At 40.3% G+C, this 22,967-nt stretch carries 26 protein-coding genes; 9 read left to right on the top strand and 17 right to left on the bottom strand.

The genetic code is table 11. The annotated features are described in order from the left end of the window. Window positions 1–21 precede the first annotated feature (21 nt). The 3 genes from ntdP to mutY form a co-directional block, all read right to left on the bottom strand. On the bottom strand, window positions 22–549 hold the full coding sequence (ntdP, locus tag G6R02_RS14770) for a nucleoside tri-diphosphate phosphatase (RefSeq protein ID WP_164670001.1): 528 nt from the start codon (window positions 547–549) through the stop codon (window positions 22–24). A 139-nt stretch (window positions 550–688) separates the two neighbouring features. Next, window positions 689–859: a gamma-type small acid-soluble spore protein gene (locus tag G6R02_RS14775; protein WP_164670002.1), complete on the bottom strand. Its 171-nt coding sequence runs from the start codon at window positions 857–859 to the stop codon at window positions 689–691. Between the two features lie 266 nt (window positions 860–1,125). Continuing rightward, on the bottom strand, window positions 1,126–2,196 hold the full coding sequence (gene mutY, locus G6R02_RS14780) for an A/G-specific adenine glycosylase (RefSeq protein ID WP_164670003.1): 1,071 nt from the start codon (window positions 2,194–2,196) through the stop codon (window positions 1,126–1,128). A gap of 73 nt (window positions 2,197–2,269) precedes the next feature. On the opposite strand from mutY, the gene G6R02_RS14785 reads away from it, so the two are divergent. Next, the gene (locus G6R02_RS14785) at window positions 2,270–3,256 is read left to right on the top strand and encodes a metal-dependent hydrolase (protein ID WP_164670004.1); all 987 of its coding nucleotides are present in this window, start codon (window positions 2,270–2,272) and stop codon (window positions 3,254–3,256) included. 42 nt (window positions 3,257–3,298) lie between these two features. Here the strand turns inward: G6R02_RS14785 and G6R02_RS14790 are convergent, their stop codons facing one another. Continuing rightward, entirely contained in the window at window positions 3,299–3,631 is a 333-nt protein-coding gene (locus tag G6R02_RS14790; RefSeq protein WP_164670005.1) for a YfhH family protein, read from the bottom strand. A 93-nt stretch (window positions 3,632–3,724) separates the two neighbouring features. On the opposite strand from G6R02_RS14790, the gene G6R02_RS14795 reads away from it, so the two are divergent. After that, complete coding sequence (locus tag G6R02_RS14795) at window positions 3,725–4,384, top strand: SDR family NAD(P)-dependent oxidoreductase (RefSeq protein ID WP_164670006.1); 660 nt, start codon at window positions 3,725–3,727, stop codon at window positions 4,382–4,384. 177 nt (window positions 4,385–4,561) lie between these two features. Further along, entirely contained in the window at window positions 4,562–6,802 is a 2,241-nt protein-coding gene (locus G6R02_RS14800) for a choice-of-anchor J domain-containing protein (RefSeq protein WP_164670007.1), read from the top strand. Window positions 6,803–6,893: 91 nt separating this feature from the next. On the opposite strand, the gene recX is transcribed toward G6R02_RS14800, so the two are convergent. Then, window positions 6,894–7,706 carry a recombination regulator RecX gene (gene recX / locus G6R02_RS14805; protein ID WP_164670008.1) on the bottom strand — a complete coding sequence of 271 codons (813 nt, stop codon included), beginning with the start codon at window positions 7,704–7,706 and terminating at the stop codon, window positions 6,894–6,896. 117 nt (window positions 7,707–7,823) lie between these two features. On the opposite strand from recX, the gene G6R02_RS14810 reads away from it, so the two are divergent. Then, on the top strand, window positions 7,824–8,717 hold the full coding sequence (locus tag G6R02_RS14810; RefSeq protein ID WP_164670009.1) for a TIGR01777 family oxidoreductase: 894 nt from the start codon (window positions 7,824–7,826) through the stop codon (window positions 8,715–8,717). Between the two features lie 65 nt (window positions 8,718–8,782). Beyond that, window positions 8,783–8,911, top strand: a complete 129-nt coding sequence (locus G6R02_RS14815; protein WP_164670010.1) for a YfhE family protein — start codon at window positions 8,783–8,785, stop codon at window positions 8,909–8,911. A 137-nt stretch (window positions 8,912–9,048) separates the two neighbouring features. Here G6R02_RS14815 and G6R02_RS14820 read toward each other — a convergent pair whose 3' ends face one another. Next, complete coding sequence (locus G6R02_RS14820; RefSeq protein ID WP_164670011.1) at window positions 9,049–9,360, bottom strand: hypothetical protein; 312 nt, start codon at window positions 9,358–9,360, stop codon at window positions 9,049–9,051. A 178-nt stretch (window positions 9,361–9,538) separates the two neighbouring features. Between G6R02_RS14820 and G6R02_RS14825 the strand changes: the two genes are divergently transcribed. From G6R02_RS14825 to G6R02_RS14840, 4 genes are all read left to right on the top strand, one after another. After that, complete coding sequence (locus tag G6R02_RS14825; protein ID WP_164670012.1) at window positions 9,539–9,940, top strand: helix-turn-helix domain-containing protein; 402 nt, start codon at window positions 9,539–9,541, stop codon at window positions 9,938–9,940. A gap of 286 nt (window positions 9,941–10,226) precedes the next feature. Then, window positions 10,227–10,445, top strand: coding sequence for a PLD nuclease N-terminal domain-containing protein (locus G6R02_RS14830; protein WP_246202578.1), 219 nt, complete (start codon window positions 10,227–10,229; stop codon window positions 10,443–10,445). Further along, window positions 10,446–11,354: an ABC transporter ATP-binding protein gene (locus G6R02_RS14835; RefSeq protein ID WP_164670013.1), complete on the top strand. Its 909-nt coding sequence runs from the start codon at window positions 10,446–10,448 to the stop codon at window positions 11,352–11,354. Beyond that, a complete protein-coding gene (locus G6R02_RS14840) occupies window positions 11,354–12,130 on the top strand; it encodes an ABC transporter permease (protein WP_164670014.1) in 777 nt (258 codons plus the stop codon). The genes G6R02_RS14835 and G6R02_RS14840 overlap by 1 nt, the downstream gene beginning before the upstream one ends. A 411-nt stretch (window positions 12,131–12,541) precedes the next feature. Here G6R02_RS14840 and G6R02_RS14845 read toward each other — a convergent pair whose 3' ends face one another. From G6R02_RS14845 to mbcS, 11 genes are all read right to left on the bottom strand, one after another. Further along, window positions 12,542–13,243: a hypothetical protein gene (locus G6R02_RS14845; RefSeq protein WP_164670015.1), complete on the bottom strand. Its 702-nt coding sequence runs from the start codon at window positions 13,241–13,243 to the stop codon at window positions 12,542–12,544. A 24-nt stretch (window positions 13,244–13,267) separates the two neighbouring features. Further along, entirely contained in the window at window positions 13,268–13,975 is a 708-nt protein-coding gene (locus G6R02_RS14850) for a hypothetical protein (protein ID WP_164670016.1), read from the bottom strand. Between the two features lie 3 nt (window positions 13,976–13,978). Next, complete coding sequence (locus G6R02_RS14855) at window positions 13,979–14,833, bottom strand: ABC transporter ATP-binding protein (protein ID WP_164670017.1); 855 nt, start codon at window positions 14,831–14,833, stop codon at window positions 13,979–13,981. Then, complete coding sequence (locus G6R02_RS14860) at window positions 14,823–15,200, bottom strand: GntR family transcriptional regulator (protein ID WP_164670018.1); 378 nt, start codon at window positions 15,198–15,200, stop codon at window positions 14,823–14,825. The genes G6R02_RS14855 and G6R02_RS14860 overlap by 11 nt, the downstream gene beginning before the upstream one ends. 373 nt (window positions 15,201–15,573) lie before the next feature. Then, a complete protein-coding gene (locus G6R02_RS14865; RefSeq protein WP_164670019.1) occupies window positions 15,574–15,753 on the bottom strand; it encodes a type II toxin-antitoxin system antitoxin in 180 nt (59 codons plus the stop codon). Between the two features lie 12 nt (window positions 15,754–15,765). After that, on the bottom strand, window positions 15,766–16,611 hold the full coding sequence (locus tag G6R02_RS14870; RefSeq protein WP_205520222.1) for an SPFH domain-containing protein: 846 nt from the start codon (window positions 16,609–16,611) through the stop codon (window positions 15,766–15,768). 81 nt (window positions 16,612–16,692) lie between these two features. Further along, window positions 16,693–17,568, bottom strand: a complete 876-nt coding sequence (locus tag G6R02_RS14875) for a ComEC/Rec2 family competence protein (protein ID WP_164670021.1) — start codon at window positions 17,566–17,568, stop codon at window positions 16,693–16,695. Between the two features lie 183 nt (window positions 17,569–17,751). Next, window positions 17,752–19,884: an ATP-dependent Clp protease ATP-binding subunit gene (locus G6R02_RS14880; RefSeq protein WP_164670022.1), complete on the bottom strand. Its 2,133-nt coding sequence runs from the start codon at window positions 19,882–19,884 to the stop codon at window positions 17,752–17,754. A 434-nt stretch (window positions 19,885–20,318) separates the two neighbouring features. After that, window positions 20,319–20,633, bottom strand: coding sequence for a hypothetical protein (locus tag G6R02_RS14885; protein ID WP_164670437.1), 315 nt, complete (start codon window positions 20,631–20,633; stop codon window positions 20,319–20,321). Window positions 20,634–20,891: 258 nt separating this feature from the next. Continuing rightward, the gene (locus tag G6R02_RS14890; RefSeq protein WP_164670023.1) at window positions 20,892–21,140 is read right to left on the bottom strand and encodes a hypothetical protein; all 249 of its coding nucleotides are present in this window, start codon (window positions 21,138–21,140) and stop codon (window positions 20,892–20,894) included. Between the two features lie 152 nt (window positions 21,141–21,292). Then, window positions 21,293–22,870 carry an acyl-CoA synthetase MbcS gene (gene mbcS, locus G6R02_RS14895; RefSeq protein WP_164670024.1) on the bottom strand — a complete coding sequence of 526 codons (1,578 nt, stop codon included), beginning with the start codon at window positions 22,868–22,870 and terminating at the stop codon, window positions 21,293–21,295. Between the last annotated feature and the right edge of the window lie 97 nt (window positions 22,871–22,967).

Consider the following 22,967-nt stretch of genomic DNA (forward strand, 5'->3'; position numbering starts at 1 on the left):
GTTCTTCAATTAATTGAATTATTATCTGTAGGTCAGATACCGTTCATACCATTGATCGATAAAGTCTGGTGAAAAAGGACCTTTTCGCTGCCTTACCCAGTTTAATAAGTAATCCATATTTTTTTGCAAAATATGGTCGAGCACATCAGGGTAATTCATTTGCTCCTTATGTTCCTCATATTCGTCTTCATCCAGCAAATCATACGTCATGTCAGGATATACTTTAACATCAAGATCATAATCAATGTATTTCAATGTCCCTTCGTCGAAAACAAATGGCGAACTTATGTTACAGTAATAATGTATTCCATTATTACGGAGCATACCTATTATGTTAAACCAATATTCCGAATGAAAATAACTAATAGCGGGCTCGCGTGTTATCCAGGTTCGTCCGTCACTTTCATTTACAGGAGTTTTATCATTTGCACCAATTACGATCAATTCCGTACCCTTTAAAACGAGATTTTTTTCCCAAACACGGTGCAATTGTCCATTATGTTTGTAGCTTTGAATTTGCATTTTTGTTCCTGCCTGTGGGCCAGCCATGATATATCTCTCCTTCTAAACACCGAAGCAAGCTTGTCCCTTTATTATACAGACAAAAAATAAATACATAAAGAAAAACAGAAAAAGAGCTCCCTGAGGCAGGAAGCTCTTTAAAGTGTCTAAATCGGGGGTAGGCAAGTTATTTTTTGTTCTGCTTAGATTTTTGGTTCTGCTTTTTCACTTGTTGCGCGTTTGTTTCTGAAGCAAATTCAGTACCGTACTGACCTTGCCCTTGAGCTGCTTTTTGGTTTTGTTGTTTCACTTTTTGAACGTTTGTACCAGCAGCTGACTTTTTCGGTTGTTTAGCCATCAGTATCACCTCCGCAGTTATTAATCTTTCCATTATGGACGTTGTTATCCTGATAAATAATAGTTAAATTTATCTTCTATTGGTAAGAAATAACTGCAACACTCGTTAGGTATACTGAATTTTAATATGCATAAACTAAAAAGACAAGCTGTGTCTCTGAGGCATTTCATATCGGGTTGATATAATCCGTCTCGGGTCGATATAGCTGCTGTCGGGTTGATAATTCCATAACGGGGGTACATTTCCCGCAATCCACCTCAACAGCATCAATCCATATACTTCATCATTTTCTGATGGGAAACCGGGAATGGATAGTCATCCAATTCATCATGATTCACAAAACGAATACGGTCGTCGTTGGCGCAGTCGCTATCTGTAGTCGCATCATAAATGTCAATTTGCCAAATGATGTGTGAAAAAACATGTTTTAATTTCCCTTGTTTATTACCTATTTTAACGTTCACACCATATTCCATTTGGAACCAGTTTTCGATATGTTCCATTCCAATCTCATTAATGGGGACCATCGGGAATTGCCACATGTTGGCCAACAGTCCGTTTTCAGAGCGTTTTTCAATTATATATTGTTTTTTTTCATTTCGAATCAGCAATGTCACATATGGGATTGTTTTCTGTTTTTTTGCCTTTGATTTTACGGGAAGATCCTCTTCTATCCCTTCAGCAAATGCCCGGCAATATTCCTGGACCGGACACAGCATGCACATCGGTGATTTTGGAGTACATACTAACGCACCAAGCTCCATAATTCCCTGGTTAAACGAAGATGGATCATCGTGCGAAATCAGTTCTTTGGTATAGCTTTCAAATTTCTTCTTCACTTTTGCCTTTGAAATGTCATCTTCTATCTTCAGAACACGGGAAAGTACCCGCATCACATTTCCATCTACAGCGGGTTCCGGCTGATTAAAGGCAATCGATAAAATAGCCCCTTTTGTATATGGGCCGACACCTTTTAATGCGCCCAAATCTTTAGAGTTATCCGGCACTTCACCACCATATGATTCAACAACTTCCCTAACTGCGTTTTGTAAGTTGCGTGCGCGGGAATAGTATCCCAGACCTTCCCATGTTTTTAAAACATCCTGCTGATCTGCATATGCTAAATCATAGAGTGTTGGATACTTTGTTAAAAAACGTTGAAAATAAGGAATAACCGTGTCGACTTTAGTTTGCTGCAGCATAATTTCGGATACCCATACTTTGTAGGGATCCTTATCCAGTCGCCACGGAAGGTCACGCTTATTGGCTTGATACCAGTCAATTAACTTTTCCTGAAATCCTGAAATGTCAAAATCCTGTAATGTTTTATCAGACATACTGTTACAACCTTTGTGTTAAAATTAATGATAGAGTACCATTTGTTTTGTCGAAGAAGGAGGACCCTGATTTATGGACACTGGCACCCATATTACGATGGGTATTGCATTAGGCGGACTGTCAACACTGGATCCCGCCGTGCAAGTTGACCCTGTGTTATTTAACGCTGTACTGGTCGGGACAATTGTTGGTTCACATGCCCCTGATTTTGATACGGTTTTAAAGCTTAAAAATAACGCTGTTTATATACGTCATCATCGTGGAGCAACCCACTCTATACCAGCCGTCCTGATGTGGGGAGTCCTGCTTGCAGGTATTATCCATGCAATTGTTCCCAGTGTCAGTTTTCTGCACTTATGGGCATGGACGGCTCTGGCTGTAGTAATCCATGTGCTTGTCGATATCCCAAACGCATACGGCACACAGGCATATCGCCCGTTTACCAATAAATGGATTGCATACGGATTTATCAATACGTTCGACCCGTATATTTTTATGCTTCATATTGGCGGAATTATCGCCTGGATTTTCGGTGCAAACCCGGGATATACGTTTTTAATTATCTATGCGGTCATTATACTCTACTATGTTAAGCGCTATATTGATAAAAAAGAAATCGTTAAGAAAATCCATGATTATTTTCCCGATACCGAACAAATCGCTACTTCACCGACAATTAAACAAAATGAATGGCGGATTGCCATTACAACTGCCGGCAAGTTTTATGTAGGTGTGGTAAAGGACGGCCATATAGAAATCGTGGATGAGTTTGAAAAAGTTCCACTACCTGACAATGATTTAATTAATTTGGCGAAAACTGATAAAAATGCTGCGGCATTTTTGTCGTTCTCGCCGGTTTACCGGTGGGAAATCAATGACTTTGATGATTTTACCGAAGTACGATTCATTGATTTGCGGTACCGGTCAAATGAACGTTATCCATTTGTAGCCGTTGTGCAAATAGATGACAATATGCGGATCATGACATCCTATACCGGCTGGATTTTTTCGGAACAGAAACTGCAAAGCAAACTGGATGTTGGCGAAAATCCAGTTTAAACAACAGCGCGGGAGGTGCCCCCGGGCTGTTGTTTTTTATGGTTATTCTACTTTATCGCCAAGCAGCGAGATAGGAATTGCTTCTTCTTTTTCATACGCTTCATTTAACAAATTGATTCTATGTCCCCATGCAAACACACCGTTTATATAATTTATTTTAAATTTATGGCCCGGGTCACCATTCAATTCATGTATATCCTGTGCATTAAAGTCGTCCGGGTTGATCATATAAGCCATGGCAACCTGCATTTTACGTTCATTCACTGCAACTTCGCTAATATTGCCCACCTGCTCCGCCTTTAATGCTTTTTCCTTCAACTTTCCTATTTCTTCGCGCAATTGCTCAACTGTATAATCACTATATCGATAATCCATTATTAAAATCTCCCTTCTCTATCATTTTACATTTTACCAATACTTTAAGAGAATGGAAATGATGATAATCTTATTTTTTAGGGGGAAAATGGTATGCCAACTGTTGCAATAACAGGAGCTGGTAGCGGTCTTGGGCAGGCATTGGCCTTGCAATACGCACAAAATAATTACAAAGTATATTTACTGGGTCGTACCGATACAAAACTTCATCTTGTTCAAAATGAAATCATAAAGAATGGCGGCGACGCGGAAGTAATCCTCTGTGATGTGCAGGAACAGGCATCAGTCAGTATCGCTTTTCAGCAGATCGGGGAACTGGACGTTTTTATTAATAACGCCGGCATTGGTATTTTTGGTCCTGTAGCGGATTATTCAATCAGTGACATAGAAAAAACACTGGATACCAATGTAAAGGGAACGATTTTGACTGTTCAGTCTGCACTTCCATTGATCCGTGCCAGCAAAGGGCGGATTTTAACGATTATTTCCACTGCCGGACTGCGCGGAAAGGTAAATGAATCCATTTACTGTGCAAGCAAATTTGCTGTGAAAGGCTTCACGGAAAGTCTCCAAAAAGAATGGGAGAATGACTCCATTTCCATTACAGCCGTTTATATGGGCGGTATGAACACTCCTTTCTGGAATAATTCATCCCATGTTACCGATTCATCAGGATTAAAAGGACCGGAAGTTGTTGCCGAACAGATTTATAATGAAGATGATGGGCGTAAGGAAATTTTTGTTGATAAATAAGAGAACTTATCAAATAGTCGGTATCCACCGGCTTTTTTTTCGAAAATATTCCGACTATTGTACTATCTAATTTCAGATTAATTGAAAAAATGAAACTATTTACCTAAAGGAGTTTCATCCCTTTTTCGAGAATTTTTTTATTGTGGAAGTAAAATACTCGCGAAAGGGGAATGTTTCATGAAGAAATTGTGGAAACTTGTCGCAGCCATTCTATTGGCCATTCCAATAGGCTTTTATGCAATTGGTTCTGGAACTGCAGAAGCTGCGGATAACAGTAAGCCGGAACCGATTGATATTGGCCCGGAACTAAGGAAAGAAACCGTAAAGGAAGCGGACTTTGACAAATCGTCAATCCCTTTCAGATCTTTTAGTAACGGGCAATCCCAGGGTTATGAGCCTGTTCCGGGCACCGAGCGTTTATGGGTTGCTTTGGATCAGACGAAGGGACAGTATTATTTGAAGCCCTTTACATTGAAAGCAGTTGGGGAACATGCAGAAATCTGGGTGGCGAATGATCGTAAGTTCCCACAGGAAAACCGAAATGATACCATTCAGATTACACAGGAACAAGTTGATTATATCCTCTCAGAAGTTGACAGTAACATCTATCCGACTGATACTGAATTTTTTGGTACGCCAAACTCCCATAGTGGTGAAAATGCATTGCTTGAAGGTCAATTGGGCGATAATTATTATGTCAGTCAGGACCAGAGTGACCGCAGTGTTATCTTAATAGATAACGTGAAGGACGAAAACTTCTATAATCCTGATTTTCCAAGCTATGTTGCAGGTTTTTTCTCACAGGTTCTTGAACAGTACACAGACCGTAACATTATAACAATTGATTCATACGACTGGGCAAATCGTGTCGGTGATGATGCAGCAAATCCGAATCTGTATGAAGGTACCGTTGCACATGAATACCAGCATCTGATTCATGCTGATAATGATCCAGGCGAGGAAACTTGGATTAACGAAGGGATGTCAGATTTTGCAGAATACCTTGTTGGCTATGGGCACCCGCAAGGACACATAGAAAGTTTTGCAGAGAAACCGGAGAACTCACTGGTTGCCTGGGAGGACCAGGGCCCAAGAGAAGTTTTAGCAGACTATGGAAATGCGTACTTATTTCAACTATATTTAAATGATCATTTTGGCGGGCAAGAATTTATTCAAAATCTCGCCAAGAATAAATTACCGGGTATTAAAGGTGTAAATGATGCATTAAATGCGTTTGGCTATGATAAAACATTTGATGATGTTTATCGAGATTACCAGACTGCACTTGTCATCGATGAAGAGCGCGAATTTGACGGCAAGTACGGTTTTACCAGTATTGACTTTACTGTGAACACCGGAACTGAACAGGCATATGCTTCCGAGGGGGCACCTTCCTGGGGATCTGATTTCATTGAAATGCCGGTACAAGAAGATAAAGAACTATATTTTAATGGCCTTGATTTTATGCCATTACAATGGGAATCAACGGCTGATCCGAAAGACAATTCCAATAAGGTACTCTGGGGTGGTACCGGTTCGCTTGTCGATCATTTCCTGGTCAGGGAATTTGATTTGACGGGCACACAAAATCCGGAACTGACATTTGATACGTTTTACAATATTGAATCAACGTGGGATTATGGATTTGTGCAGATTTCCACGGACGGTGGTAAGACATGGACTTCACTTGCAAATGAAAATACCAAAGATGAAGTGAATGAGAGTGCACATCCTAAAGTCAAATCGAATGTACCGGGGTTCACCGGGGCATCCAATGGCTGGACCACTCAATCATTTGACCTGAGCGAATATGCCGGTGAAAAAATTTTAGTTGGATTCCGCTATGTGACCGACTGGGCATCACAGGAAGCCGGCTGGTATATTGACAACATCCAGGTTGACGCTGTTTCATACAGTAATGATGGCAGCAGCACCGGTGATTTCAAAACACTGGATGAAGTGGTGAAAAATTATGTCAACTACCTTGTCTCATTTATTAAAATCGAGGAAGACGATGATGAAACTGAGTATGAAGTGAAGGAAGTTGATCCACTTAATTTCACCAATGATGAGATGGTGGAACTAGAAAAATATATGGAAAGTGAAGATGATGAAAGAGTTATTATGACCGTGACTCACGGTGCACCGGATAACGGACTGAACAATGCCGCATACAGTTATGAACTTCGTGAAGAAGATGACGAAGATGAGGACGATGATGACTGGGATGACGGTCATTGGGATGATGATGACCGGGACGATGGTGATCGGGATGACGGTGACTGGGACGACGGTCATTGGGATGACGATGACCATGACGATGGCAATCGGGATGATGATGACCGGGATGATGATGATCGGGGCGATGGTTATTGGGATAACGATGACTGGGATCACGGTTATTGGTGGAGACGATAACTGAAGTGATTAAGAAAAATCATTCATAATCTAGTAACCGAAAACTTAGGCGGGGAGTCATTGCATAGTGACTCCCCGTTTTTTAATGCTATTATTCTTGAATTTGTTCGTCCAAAAATTGATTGATCGACTCTACAGTAAAACCTTTTCGGTATAACGCTTCTTTCATTTTATTTCGCAGGGCATACCCTTCAAGCTTTTGCTGGTGTTTACGCAACAGTTTTTCACCCTGTTTCACGAGTGCATCCCATTCGGCATCATCGTCCTTTTCCTCCTGGAAGTCTGCCAGTACATCCTTAACTATTTCCTGAGTGAATCCTTTTTGCATTAATGTTGCCTGCAGCTGCTGAAGTTGTTTTTTGAATGAATGATTTTTACTTGTATTCAGTTTTTTTCCTACCAGTTTCGTCGCTTTTTCGTGTTGAATTTCATAGGTATACAATTCGATCGCTTCACCGGCAATTTGGGCAGAAACACCTTTTTCAAGCAATTCCTTTTTCACGAGCAGCGGTCCTTTATTTGCTGTTTCCATCCGTGTTCGGACAAATGCATCGGCAAACTGCTTATCATCAATTAATCCTTCATCATTCAGCCTGGCAATAATTTTGGTAATATGCTCTTCATCCACTTCTTTTTTCACAAGATAATCATAAATTTCCTTTTTTGTTCGCATTCGGTAGCTTAGAAAGTTAATCGCAAGGGTATATGACTTATGTAATGAATCTTTTTGGACAAGCGTGGCGATTGTTGTATCGTCGAGCTCAAGGTCTTTGCGAAGTTTAAATTCAATCAGTATCGCTTCATCAACAGCAAAACCGAATTTTTCGCCCTGACCATCATCCAGAAAGACATTATATCGATTCTTGCGTTTTTTCTGTGTGGTGATTCGGGTAATTTTTGACATGTTTCTCACCCCTTTCCCTTTATTGTATCATGAAAAAATTGCCTGAACACCACCGTAAGAATCGCTATACTAAAAGTTTTGGGATAGAATAAACTATAAATGAGAGGAGTGAAGCGGATGAATATTTTAGTAACCGGCGGGACAGGTTTTGTAGGTAAACATCTGACAAATACATTGCTCGAAAACGACCACTGCGTCTACATACTCACACGCTCCCCTGACAAACACACTGATAGTGAAAAAATATCCTACTTAGGCTATAACACACAGGCTGATACACTGCCAACAATTCATGCTGTCATAAACCTTGCCGGTGATTCGTTATTCGGTTACTGGACGAAAAAGAAAAAAGAGGCTATTCGCAACAGTCGGATCGAAACAACGCAAAAAGTAATTGATTTTATGAAGAACATGGATAAAAAACCGGAAGTGCTCATTAGCGGTTCAGCAGTGGGATTCTATGGAACTTCCGAGGACTTGATATTTACCGAAAAGACGACGAAGCCTGGCAATGATTTTTTGGCTACTGTCGTTACTGACTGGGAAAAAACTGCCAGTCAAGCTGAACAGCTGAGGATTCGGACTGTTTATACCCGATTTGGGGTTATCTTAGGAAATGAGGGCGCCCTTCCATATATGAAGCTGCCGGTTAAAATGTTCGCTGGCGGTAAGATTGGCAATGGTGAGCAGTGGGTTCCATGGGTACATATTGAAGATGTGGTCAAACTTATTCAATTTGCCTTAGATAATGAAGCCATTAGCGGTCCATTGAACGTTACCGCACCCAATCCGAAGCGAAATAAGGATTTCACAAAAATTCTGGCAAACTTATTAAAGCGGCCATATTGGATCCCTGCCCCCTCACCCATTATCCGAATGACTATCGGGGAAATGAGCCTGCTCATCACAAAAGGGCAATATGTCCTGCCGAATAAAGCTGTGGAAAACAATTTTCAATTTACCTATCCCTATTTGGAAGAAGCGTTACGTAATATTGAACGTTCACATTGACTGATTAGATAAATGTATATTTTTTCAATTGTGGATAATCCTAAGCGTAAAGTGAGGGATTGTTTATGAGAGGCAAACCAAAAATTGAGAACGAGAAGTTTTTATCAAAAATGCAGGAAGTCTCGTATCAGAAGGAATTCAGGCGTGCTGACAAAACGTATAACCAGCTGACGCAAAAAGGAAACCGAAGTTAATGCTTTGGTTTCCTTTTTATTTATCCACAAGTTTTTCTGGTGTTGTGAATAACTCCTGGAACTCCCTCCACAAGCCATCCATTTATTCACACCTTAATTGTGTATAAAAATTCATGTACCTGTGGATTATGTGGATATTAGACAAGAGTTTTGTGTGTAACTTCATTCTCCTGTTGATAATATTGTGGATGGTTTAGTATCCGCATAGCATCATTCCATGCATCCGCTTTTCGCTTACCAAATCCGTACCCTGTTTTAATATTAGTTGTCTCCAATGCTAAAGCCGCCTGCCAAATAGCCATTTTATTAACATTCCAAATGTAGATAACCGTCGTACCAGCATCCACAATATCGATTTCAAATTCTTTATCAAGAAAAATAGCCCGTAAGATCATTATCTTTGTCAAATTTGTAATAGAATCATGGTACAAAATTAAACAGCTGACCATCGCATTATCCCCTTAGAATTGTTCTTTTTATAAACATAATATTATATGTGCATAAATAGCACAATAAAATACCCTTTTCGCACTCTCAATCATGATAGGATTATATGTATCTCATTAGGAAATTTGGATTTTTTCCCCAATTTTATTGCAGAGTGTGATAATCATGAGTTTGGAGAAAATGGCATATAACATAAAATTCTTCCGGGAACTGAACGGCTGGACACAGGAAAAGCTGGCCGATAAGTTAAATATTTCCCGATATGCTGTGATACGGTGGGAAACGAACAAGGTAGTTCCGGATATTGAATCTCTGATAAAACTCAGCGAACTGTTTGATGTTACGATTGATCATATTGTTGGGAATCATTCGATTCGCGAGGATTTATTAAAAGACTTCAAACGCATTTACAGTTCCAAATCAAAATCTTTCGATGAAGAAGCTGTCGAATTGGTTGAATACTTAATGGAAAATCCGTCATTCAAGAAACAGATTTTCCGATTGCGTAATCTGCCAATCAAAAAGCAAAAATCTATTCATGATATGTTTGAAAATATAATTGAACAAATTGAGAAAATATAGTTGAGTGAATAAATCACTCAACTTTTTTAATGGTGGGCCATATTAATCGCTGAATGCCGAAGTTCACAAAGATTATGTCGAAGTTCACAGAAGAAAAGCCGAAGTTCACAATTGGTTTGCTTGAAGTTCACAATTAAAACGCCGAAGTTCACAACTTGTTCGCCTATCTCCGTCCAGCTGCATTCTGGAAAGCCCCGCCAACCTCTCCAAAAAGTATTCTTTTATACAGAACCTTTTTCGGTTATAGTTCGTATAGAAGTTATCCCCCATGATTGGAGTGAACAAAATGGAAGAAATGGGAGCTTTACAATTATTTAGTGAAATCAACTGGGCCATTATCGCACCGTTTTTAGTCATTCAGGCAATTCTGCTTGTCGTCGCACTGATTGATGTGATTCGAATTGATCGAACAAACGGACCGAGATGGATGTGGGTCCTGATCATTTTACTTATTAGTTTATTTGGTCCAATTGCTTATTTCATATTTGGAAGGAGGCAGGATTAGATGACCCTGCTTACGGTCAACAATCTGACCAAAAAATTTAACGGCAAACCAGTGGTCAATCAAGTCAGCTTTCGGTTCCAGTCTGGCAAGTGCATTGCATTGATTGGACCAAATGGCGCGGGCAAAACAACGACATTACGCATGTTATCGGGATTAATTAAATTATCAGGCGGCTCTGTAACATTTGCCGAGATGAACAAAACTGATGACAATCGGAAATATATTGGCTATCTCCCGCAATATCCTGTCTTCTACTCATGGATGACCGGAAAAGAATTTCTTGTTTATGTCGGGCAACTGGCGCATCTATCAAAAGAGAAGGCGGTGAAACGTGCCGAATCCCTTTTGGAACGAGTTGGGCTGACTGAGGCAAAAAACCTCCGTATCGGAAAATATTCTGGCGGTATGAAACAGCGGCTTGGAATCGCTCAAGCTATTATCCATCATCCTAAATTACTTATGCTTGATGAACCGGTATCGTCGCTTGACCCGATTGGCCGGCGCGAAGTATTAACGTTAATGGAAGAGCTGAAAGAGGATATGACGATTTTATTTTCCACTCACATTTTAGGTGATGCGGATGAAGTAAGTGATGAATTGGTGTTGTTACATGATGGGCGAATCGTTGAATCAGGTTCCATGGACGAACTTCGCCGCAAATACCAAACATCAAAAATTGAACTTGGTTTTCAGGAGGAAGCCGAAAATTATCAGGCCAAAATTGAGAATCTATCATCCGTGGAAAATTGTTATCTGGAGCGGGCTGCAATTCATGTCACAGCCAAAGATATTGATTTGGCAAGAAAAGAAATTCTCACAGCCGCTGTAAATGAGGAATGGCCGCTAACCGACTTTTCCGTAAGCCGTGCATCACTGGAAGACATGTTTATGAAGGTGGTGAACAGCTAATGCAGTGGATGACACTTTTTAAAAAAGAATTCATTGAGAACATGCGAAATTTCAAATGGATCTGGGTACCGCTTGTTTTGATTTTAATCTCAATCATGGACCCGATTTCAAGCTATTATTTACCGCAAATCATTGATGCTGTCGGCGGCATGCCTGAGGGTACTGAATTCCAGCTCCCTGAGATACAACCAAGCGACGCGATTAGGATGAGTCTATCGCAAATGAGTTTAATTGGGGTAGCCGTAATTGTACTGATGTCGATGGGGACAATTTCTGGAGAACGAAAAAGCGGTGTTTCCGAACTTGTTTTGGTTAAGCCAGTTTCCTATGCCAATTACATAACGGCAAAATGGGCGTCCATATTGCTGCTGACACTCGCATCATTTGCAGTGGGGATTTTGGCCAGCTGGTACTACGTGAACTTATTATTCGGTGACCTATCGTTTGGAGCACTTCTGCAAATATTTTTCTTTTATGGATTATGGCTGGCACTAGTCGTATCATTATCCATTTTTTACAACACGATTGTTAAAATACCCGGACTTGTAGCATCTTGCACCATAGCTACAATCATAGTAATGAAACTGATTACAACTATTTTCGGTCATTTATTGGAATGGAGTCCCAACAACATATCAGGTTATATTCAGCAAATGCTCGTCTCAGGCAGTGTTCCGTCGGAGTTAACCGGAGCTGCGATTGTAACAGCTGTAATGATCGTTTTACTTGTTATTGGATCAATTTATACGTTTAAAAATAAAGAATTGGCGAATTAAAAGTAGCCGGTAAAAAAGAGTTTTATCAAAAGAAAAATCCGAACTAACTTGAAAGTGGTGCAAACAACCGCTCCGGAAATATACTGTGGTGCTCGTCGTGTTGCAAGTGATTTCGGAGAAGAAGCACTCCTCGCAACTCGAAGCTTACTCGGTAGATGTTTCGCTCGTCGCTTTCCGCGGGCGGTTGTTGAGCCTCCTTGCGCTCGACGTATTGCAAGTGATTTCGGGGATGTTCCACTCCTCGCAGAAAAGATCCTACCGCGCTGCGGAATCTCATCCAGGCCTTTCCCCCCGCAGGAGTCTACGTATATTTCCTACGCTTGACCCGTGCATTGTTCGCTTCTTTCCCTGCACTTTTTTGTTATGTCCCAGCATCAACTTAAAAAGGACTGGCGCACCAGTCCTTTTTAACTATCTTACTTTTACTGTTGTAATCGTATGAATAAGTAACCAGGAAATACCGTACACAATTATCCCTGCAGCAAATAACTGATAAAAGAAGACGATGTCAAACGACTGGAACAATTCTACGATGAAATCGGTCAGCCAACCCTGAGCTGCACCTAACATTACAATAATCAGAGCTGCTCCTGCTACACTTCCACCGCCGATTAGACCAGCCCGGTAAAATATCAGTCCTAAAACATACATAACCGAAAGCAGAAAGAACATTACCGTTGTATCAATAACCACCCTGGACATCCACGTGTCTGTCAACAGTTGGGATGGATGAAAGAAGTTGAAGGTAGTGATAGATAGCTGATCCGTTATCCACATAACCATTGAGTGTACTGTATTTCCAAAAATAGATTGCAGGATGGAGATTCCCAAAAAGAATAATGCAACACTTACAAATAAGTTTTTTCTGGTGGCACCCATTTTAATCGAAAATGGAACGCTTACCTTTACTGCTAAGAACCCAAAAATACTGCAAAATATATACATTGCCCCTGATTTGCCAAAATATAAACCATTGCTGTCCGTATTTAACAGCATATAGGCTATTACGATACTGGCAAATAAACTGGCCAGCAGAATAGACCAGAATATGATAAATTGACGTCTCGTGTCAGTCACAAAGAAATAAAGTAATCCTTTAATCTGTCTCCCCATGTTTATCCCCCTTCATCTGTACTACTACCTGGCTTTAACTGTTGTAATCCTTCTGAGAAAAATGAAGGTTATTCCATAAATCACTACTGCAATGCCAAGCAGCTGATAAAAGAATCCAATATCAATTCCCGAAACTAAATCAATAACAAAATCAGTAAGCCATCCCTGTGCCACCCCTAAAAGAAGAACAACAAGCACTGCACCAAGAAAGCTTCCTCCTCCAACTAAACCATATTTATAGAATAACAATCCTATTACAAACATAGCTGCTGTAAAGAAAAACATGATGGATGTATCAATAATAATGCGTGTGTACCAAGTATTCTCCAGAAAATATGCAGGATGAAGAAAAGAAAACATATCTATTCCCGTTGCGTTCATTAATGCCATGACAAGCTCCTGCAGGATAGCCCCGGCAACAGCCATTGCAAACGATAGAACAAGAAAGAATATCCCCATGCTGACAAACAAATTTTTACGTGTTGCACCCATTTTTATTGTAAATGGCACGGAGTCTTTTACCGCAATAAATCCGATTATCGCACAATAAACGTACATTGGACCTGTCAGGCTTAATCTAAAAAATGCATCCCCGTCATTTACACCTGACAGAAAATACGTGAACCCTACTGAAACGACTATTATTGCCATTAAAATCGTCCAAAAGATTGTAAGTGAGTGTCGATAGTCTGATGCATAGAAATAAAGTAATCCTTTAATCTGTCTCCCCATCTGTTATGCTCCCTTCTTCTCCGTTAAATAAATCATCAGTTCCTGGATTGGAATACCTTCCACAGATAATCCTGCTGTTTTTGCCTGTTCCACGGTTCCATAAACATATGCAGTCATCATGCCTGCAAGTTGCTTTGTCTCAATTACTTCTTTACCGGCGATAAATGCTTCAACCTCTTCGATTGTGCCGGAAACAGCACACGCATTGTTTCGAAGCACTTCTGCTTCCTCTCTTAAGGCAAGTTTTCCATTCTGAAGTATGAGCACTTCCTCAAACATTAAGCTGACTTCATCAATTAAATGTGTGGAAAAAATAATTGTCCGTTTTTCAGATTCATATTCTTCCAGCAGAATTTCATAAAACTTTTTCCGTGCTGCGGCATCAAGCCCGATGTATGGCTCGTCAAAAATCGTGATTGGCGCCTTGCTCGACAAACCTACGATTATTCCTAGAGCGGATGCCATCCCTTTGGACAGAGCTTTCACCTTTGCATTCAGATTCAGGTTATACTCTTTGATCAGCTCATCAGCCAGTTGCTGATCCCATGTCGGATAAAAGTAAGAATAAATCCGCAGTACATTTTTCACCTTCAAATCCTTTTTAAAGTTATCGCCTTCTTTAATCAGGCAAATCGATTCGGTCAGACGCTGATTATCAAACGGTTTTTCACCATCAATCAGAATTTCTCCCTCTGACGCTAAAATATGACCGGACAAAATCTCCATGAAAGTCGTCTTTCCTGCTCCGTTTCTGCCAAGCAAACCATATATTTTCGGTTCAGTAAGTGTGAACGAAACATCTTCAAGCGCATTTGTACTCCCGTATTTTTTTGATAAATTTTTAACCTCAATCTTCATTTAACGTACCCTCCCTGTTTATCATTTCCACCAATTCTTCTTTCCTGATGTGCAGTTTACTTGCCTCGCTTTTCAGTGGAAGCATGAAGTTTTCATAAAATGTTTGTTTTCGCTTTTCGATTAAAATCGACTTGGCATCCTCCGTTACGAACATTCCAACACCCCTTCGTTTTACTAAAATATCCTCGTCAACGAGTTCGTTAATTCCCTTTGCAGCAGTTGCGGGGTTTATTTGATAGTATTTAGCAAATTCGTTTGTAGAAGGGACACGTTCCCCCGGCTTAACCGATCCGTTGATGATCGAGTCTTCCAGTTGTTCTTTAATCTGCTGAAAAATTGGTTTGTTTTCATCTAATTGCTTTTTCATAAATAAGCCCCTTAGTTAATTGGTTAATTACTTATGTAACTAACCATATAACCAATGATGTTTTTTGTCAATACTTTTCTGAAAAATTATTTTGAAAATTTATATACCCTCAAATTGCTTTGCGTGGCGACTTTCACACCGAACAAATTGTGAACTTGAGCCGAAAATTTGTGAACTTGAGCGAGATATCTGTGGACTTGAGCGATTGCGGTAAATGGAGCCACCATGAACTTGAGCCCATTCTGTGACAGTTTGAGCGAATGACATTCCAGACACTCTAGAAAGGTCTGAAGAAAGAGTTACCGTTCAATGCTGACATATGTCTACCATTGCAAAAAAACTCTGCACCTTAAACAGTGCAGAGCCGCTTTCATTAATCTTCTCCTATTTTTTTATCCTGTGATTTTGGTAATCGTCCGGCTTTTTTTGCCGATTCCCGCAGTAAAAATTCTACGTGGCTGTTAACGCTGCGGAATTCATCTTTTGCCCAGGATTGCAAAATATCATATAGTTTCGGGTCTATACGTAACGGGAAATTCTTTTTTTTCGTCATAGAATCCCTCTTCTATTGATAAAGTGTGCCTGTATTGACGACTGGTTGTGTCCCGTGATCAGAAACAATTGATACGAGCAGGTTGTTGGTCATTGCTACGCGACGTTCATCATCCAATTCCACAATACCATCCCGTTCCAATTGTTCGATTGCATCCTGGACCATTCCGACAGCTCCATCAACAATTTGTTTACGAGCTGCAATGATCGCACTTGCCTGCTGACGCTGCAGCATTGCCTGGGCAATTTCTGTAGAGTAGGCGAGGTGTGTTAGACGTGCTTCGATGACCTCCACCCCCGCAACTGTCAGACGCTCCTGCAGGTCATTCGTTAAATGGTTGGACACTTCCTCGGCATTCCCCCGTAAAGTCATTTCATTATCGGTAAATGTATCATACGGATACTTCGTTGCCACAGCACGGATTGCAGTCTCACTTTGAATCTCAACGAATTGCTCGTACCGATCCACATCAAAGACAGCTTTTGCTGCATCAACCACCTTGAAAACAATAACGGCAGCGATTTCAATAGGATTACCATTCACATCGTTAACTTTCAATCGCTTACTGTTAAAGTTCCGGACACGAAGCGAAATTGTCCTTCTGATAGAAAATGGAACCGTAATGACAATTCCTTCTTTTCGAATGCTTCCCATGTACTTCCCCAGGAAAATAACTACAGCTGACTGGTTCGGCTGAATTAAAGTAATTCCACTTCCCAGTGTAATAGCTATTACGAGGGCGATGCCACCAATAACAAAATGTTCCTCGAAAAAACTGAATACAGTAACAGCCAACAGGACAGCAATTGCTAAAATTCCTACATAACCATTCATCATCCAAGCATCTTTTTCACGTATCACGCCAACTCACCTTCCCCAAAATAATTGATTTCGAAATTATATTATAATGATATCACAATTGTTTATTTTTGTAAATTACTATCCTGCTGTTAAATTATCCACGGGACTTCGCTCATTCATAATAATATAGTTCTTCCCATTAGTGGTGATGGTTGTATCGCCAAACACTTCTGTTGAGTATATCGCTGCACCAACGTTATTTAGGTTCTCAATCACCCGGTCAACCGGATGTCCAAAATTGTTCTTTTTGCTGTAAGTTAGAATGGCAACTTCCGGACTCACTTCTTTTAAAAAATCAGTAAACGTACTTGTGTGTGACCCATGATGGGCAACTTTTAATATCTCCGACTGCAAATCATATTTTTTAATCAGCTTCTTTTCCTGTTCTTTTTCAATATCAGCCATCAGTAAAAAGTCGATTTTTTTATAGCTGATTTTCAATGCAATAGAGGATGCATTACTGTCCTTTGACCCACTGTGTGTATTGAGAATCCGTATTTTAAGATGCGGATCAATTTTAATCAAATCATTATTCTGAGCAATTTCAATGGGAATTCGCCGCCTTAATATTTCACTGATATACCTCGCATATGTTTTCGTCGAATGAAGTTTCCCTGAATCAATCAGTCTATCCACCTCAAATACCTTCAACACTTCTGTAAGACCGCCAATATGGTCAATATCCGGGTGTGTCGCAATTAGCAGATCAATCTTTTTAACCTCTTGTTCTTTCAGAAATGCGACCACTTTTTTACCCGCTTTTGGTGGTCCACCGTCAATCAGAATGGTTTTATCGGAAGGTGTCTCAATCAGAATACTGTCCCCCTGACCGACATCAATGAAATGAACATCCATTTTAGTCTGTTGTTCTGCGTGTATGTAATTTGCAGGTCCTGCTGTGAACAGGATTGCAATTATCATTATTGACTTTATGGTTTTTCTGTATAACTGCATGTGCAACATCCTTTTGATGGTTAAGTTTGATTATAGTTTTTCACGTTTACCGATGTAATATTATGTAACATATTGGCGGGAAATATGTTTCGGATGTGTATTTGCTTCTCGGGCCGATGTTTCCTTTCTTCTGCCGATAAAAAAAGCCGCTGAACAGTGTCAGCGGCTTTTTTCCTAATCATGTTATTCACTTTTTGCAACAACAATTTCACCATCAGTAACAGCAACTTTTACAGATGCAACTGTTTCTTCTTCCAGGATCAGGTCGGTCAATTGATCCTCGATTTTGTCCTGGATTACCCGGCGTAACGGTCTTGCACCGAATCGGCGGTCATAGCCAAGTCGTACAAGTTCCTGTTTGGCTTCATCTGTTATTGAGATGGATATGTTATTTTCCTCAATTGTTTCTTCCAGTTCTGCAAGCATCAGGTCAACGATTTTCACCAGATTATCCTCTGTCAGTTCATTGAAGGTAATGATACTGTCGAAACGGTTGAGGAATTCCGGTTTGAAATAAGCACTTAAGTTTTCAAGTGTTGAAACGGACTCATGTTCAGAACGGTTGAATCCGACGTTGACTTCCTTCACTCCAGTGCCTGCGTTACTTGTCATGATGATTACTGTATCTTTGAAACTTACCATACGACCGTGTGAATCAGTCAGATGACCGTCCTCCATAATTTGCAGGAACATGTTTTGCACGTCAGGGTGTGCTTTCTCAACTTCATCCAATAAAAGAATGGAGTAAGGGTTACGGCGAACACGCTCAGTTAGTTGGCCTGCTTCTTCATGACCAACATAGCCAGGAGGTGAACCGATAATTTTAGACACCGCGTGTTTTTCCATATATTCACTCATATCAAGGCGAATCATATTGTCCCGTGAACCAAATATTTCTTCGGCAAGTGCCTTGGTCAGTTCTGTTTTACCGACACCTGTTGGTCCGATAAACAGGAATGAACCGATTGGACGGTATTTTGATTTCAATCCGGCACGGCTGCGGCGGACAGCTTTGGCAACTTTTTGTACCGCTTCATCCTGACCAATAACTTTTGCACTTAGATTTTCGCCCAGGTTACGCATTTGCTCCTGTTCAGCGGTTTGCAGCTTGGTTACCGGAATTCCGGTTTTCTCCTCGACAATTAATTGGATATCGGAAACATCCACATCAACAACCTGTTCTTCGTCTTTCGCTTTTTCCAGTTGTTTTTGCAGCTGGATTTCCTGGTAACGAAGATTTGCTGCTTTTTCATAATCTTCTTTTTCAGCAGCTGCTTCTTTGTCACGGACGATTTCATCCAGACGATTTTGAATGGAATCCGAGTCTTTTTCTGCATTGTCCAGGTTCAGACGTGATCCGACTTCATCCATCAGGTCAATCGCTTTGTCCGGTAAGAAACGATCCTGGATATAGCGCTGTGACAAGGATACAAATGCCTGGATTGCTTCATCAGAATAACGGACTTCATGGAACTTCTCATAACGATCTTTAATTCCGTTTAAAATTTGAACAGCTTCCTCTGCTGAAGGTTCTTTAACAATAATTGGCTGCAAACGGCGTTCCAATGCTGCGTCTTTTTCAATCTGACGGTACTCCTTCAATGTAGTCGCACCGATCAGTTGCATTTCGCCACGGGCTAGTGCAGGTTTTAAAATATTTCCCGCATCCATTTGTGAGCTTTCTGCAGTTCCGGCACCAACGATTTGATGGATTTCATCGACAAATAAAATAACATTTTTACGTGATTGCAGTTCCTGAACGAGCTGCTTCATCCGCTCTTCAAACTGACCGCGAACACCTGTATTTGCAACAAGTGAAGCAACATCAAGCAAATAAATTTCTTTATTCGTCAATTTAGCCGGTACTTTCCCTTCAGCAATTTTAAGGGCAAGTCCTTCCGCGATGGCTGTTTTACCAACACCAGGTTCACCGATAAGAACGGGATTGTTCTTGTTGCGGCGATTTAACGTTTCAATCACACGTTTTACTTCGGTGTCACGTCCAATAACCGGATCAATCAGACCAGCGCGCGCTGCCTGGGAAACGTTTTTACCAAGTTGATCAAGCAGTCCATTGCCATTACCAGCTTGTTGCTCTGTCTTTGTCCCGGTAAAACTTTGACCATTTCCCTGGAAAAAGTTCTCTCCGAATCCTCCCTGCTGGTTTTGACCAAATTCATGGCCACCACCATTCATCAAACTTCCTTGTATTTCACGAAAACATTTATTACATACGTGCATCTGCATTTTTTCATTGTTGATTTGCATAGCTACATTTATTGTTGCTGGTTGAATACCACAGTTTTGACAATTCATGTGTCATTCCTCCTTGTGATTTTCAAAGGTCTGTTTGAAAGGTTTGACTTTGACTATATTTGACCTTTGATTTTTATTATACTCTGACCTTTTTTGACTTTCAAGTGTTTTTGCCTAATTTTTTTGGTCAAATATTTCTTGAATATATTATTGCCGTTAATCTGTGATCTGCATGGAGAGCGGGAAACTGATAACCTTCAAAATAACTGTGTTCCCAAATTTCCCACACAAAAATGCCTGGATGTGAACTCATCCAAGCATTGCTTCATTACCTGTTTTTTAAGCACCAGCACTAGTCAAAAAATACATAGCAGTAAGAATAATCATTAACACCAATACACCTAAGACAAGACGCTTCAACATAATCCTCCCCTTGTATTAATTGCTGACTTATCCACTTAATGGTGTATATTCTACATCCTCGCTTCATATTCCTACTTCACGGTTCTATCACGATATACAATCAAAGTAATTGCATTTAAAAGAATAGTAACGATAAGAAGCACCGATGCGACAAACGCCACAGCACCCGTTGTGTCCATAAGATCAGACCAATCCTCAATCTTTACCAGATGATAGTTATAAAAAATCTGGAAACAAAGCGAAATAGCACAAGCACTGATGCTCATTACGGAAAAAATTATCCAATTTTTATGGTCATACTTTTTACATTGCATAATATTAACTACAGGAAAAAACCAGGCAATCAGTCCAAGCACCAGACTGCCAACATTAAGCCAACCCATAATATCCAGTCCCCCTATAAACAACATTAAAAAAATAATTAAAACGCTGAAACACAATACTAAAATTACAATGATGGCCCCTCTTTTTCCAAGGTTTAGTTCCTTCCCACTATTTAGTAAGTAAATCACAGTAAAAATAAATACAAGTCCTATCATTATCACAGGATTAATAGGATTTCCCTATCCCCCATTCGTAAATGACTTGACACTACTTCACCAACGCATTCCTTAAAGATCCATCAGTACGAAATAAAATCTCTTCTATTTTATGCCTAAATACATAGGTTCTGTAAAATAAGGTTTGAATTGTCCTTCTGAATAGTTATTTAATGCTTCTGCACTTTTCGTGAATTCCTCTTTCTCGGAAGATGATTCTCTCAAATCACTCCATATCTTTATCAATTCCTCATCCGGTCCTGTGAAAGTGTTAGTCAATACGGTTTCAATTGTAGTTATATTTTCATCTTTTGTTTCTGTAGAACAGGCAGTGACTACAAAAATCACGAGCATCGTTATAGAAAATCCCAAAACAAGCTTTTTGATTAAAATCACCCCTTTAAAATAGACTACGCAGCATGCTGTAAATAGGTTTCAACCAAAAAAATAGCATACCAACCACAATCGATTTGGTATGCTATCTCAGTTGTTCATTGTTCCCTCTATTAACTTTTAAGTTTTTCCTTCTGCCTCAACTCTACCCTTCTGATTTTACCTGACGTGGTTTTTGGCAATTCGTCAATAAAGTCAATTTGCCTTGGATATTTATACGGAGCAGTCAGCTCTTTTACATGATCCTGCAATTCTTTGACTAAATCAGGATTGCTTGCATCAACACCGCTCTGCAAGACAACAAATGCTTTGACGATATTTCCGCGAATCTCATCAGGGCTTGCAACAACGGCACATTCCTGTACAGATGGATGTTTGACCAATGCATCCTCCACTTCGAAAGGTCCTATTGTATAGCCGGAACTGATAATAATATCATCACTGCGTCCTTCAAACCAAAAGTACCCTTCTTCATCTTTTGATGCCTGATCACCGGTAACATAGTATTCGCCTCGCTGTGACATTTTCGTGCGTTCCGGGTCCTTGTAATATTCACGGAACAATGCCGGACAATCCATTTTTACTGCGATATCGCCGATTTTCTCAGCAGGCACTGGTTTACCGTCTTCATCAACTACTTCCACGTCATTTCCTGGTGTCGGTTTCCCCATCGACCCTGGTTTAACTACTGTATCCTTCATGAAGCCAAGCAGCAATGTATTTTCTGTTTGACCATAGCCATCCCGGACCGTCACATCAAAATACTTCCGGAATGTATCAATTACTTCCCTGTTCAGAGGTTCACCTGCTGAGACGGCACTGTGAAGCGCAGGCAGCTGATAGTCATCCAGATTATCAACCTTTGCCATCAAGCGGTACTCGGTCGGTGTACAGCACAACACATTAATTTCGTTGTCCTGCAATAATCCCAGATATGTTTTCGGGTCAAACTTGCCATTATATACAAACCCGGTTGCACCGGCACCCAATACCGACAGGAACGGACTCCAGATCCATTTTTGCCATCCGGGACCTGCAGTAGCCCAGACCTTGTCCCCTTCATTAATAGCAAGCCAATTTGCGGATGCTGTTTTTAGATGGGCAAAACCCCAGCCATGTGTATGTACAACACCCTTTGGATTACCGGTAGTTCCGGATGTATATGGCAAAAATGCAATATCATCACTTTTCGTATCGGCCATAGCCAATTGGTCAGAGGCACTCTCTTTCAGCGTGTCCAGGTCATTCCAGCCGTCAACCCGTTTACCGACAGAAAATAATTTTAACTGATCATATTCTTTTATATCACTGTATTGATCAACAAAAGGATAGTAGCTGACAACACCGCTTACCTCACCATGGCTGATGCGATACTGCAAATCCTTTGTCTTCAGCATTTCCGAACTCGGAATAATGATAATCCCGGTTTTCAATGCTGCCAGATACGTTTCATATGCTTCTATTAATCTTGGAATCATGATTAATATTTTATCGCCCTTTTTCAATCCATGCCCCAGGAAAACGTTTCCAATTTTGTTTACATTTTTCATCAGTTGTTCATATGTTATCTCTTTCGACTGGCCGCTGTCATCCTGCCAGATTAATGCTTTTCTAGTTGGATCTGCTGCAAACCGCTCCATCTCCATCACAATATTATAATCACTCGGAGCAATTAAGTCTTCTCTGTTCATTTTATCAACTCCAATACTAGTTTATAGTATTAGTATAGCAAAGGTTTAGAAAATTTTAAATCTAAAATAATTTCGGCGACAGTCCTCGACAAAATTT

The organism is Virgibacillus doumboii (assembly GCF_902806455.1).
Lineage (GTDB): Bacteria > Bacillota > Bacilli > Bacillales > Amphibacillaceae > Lentibacillus > Lentibacillus doumboii.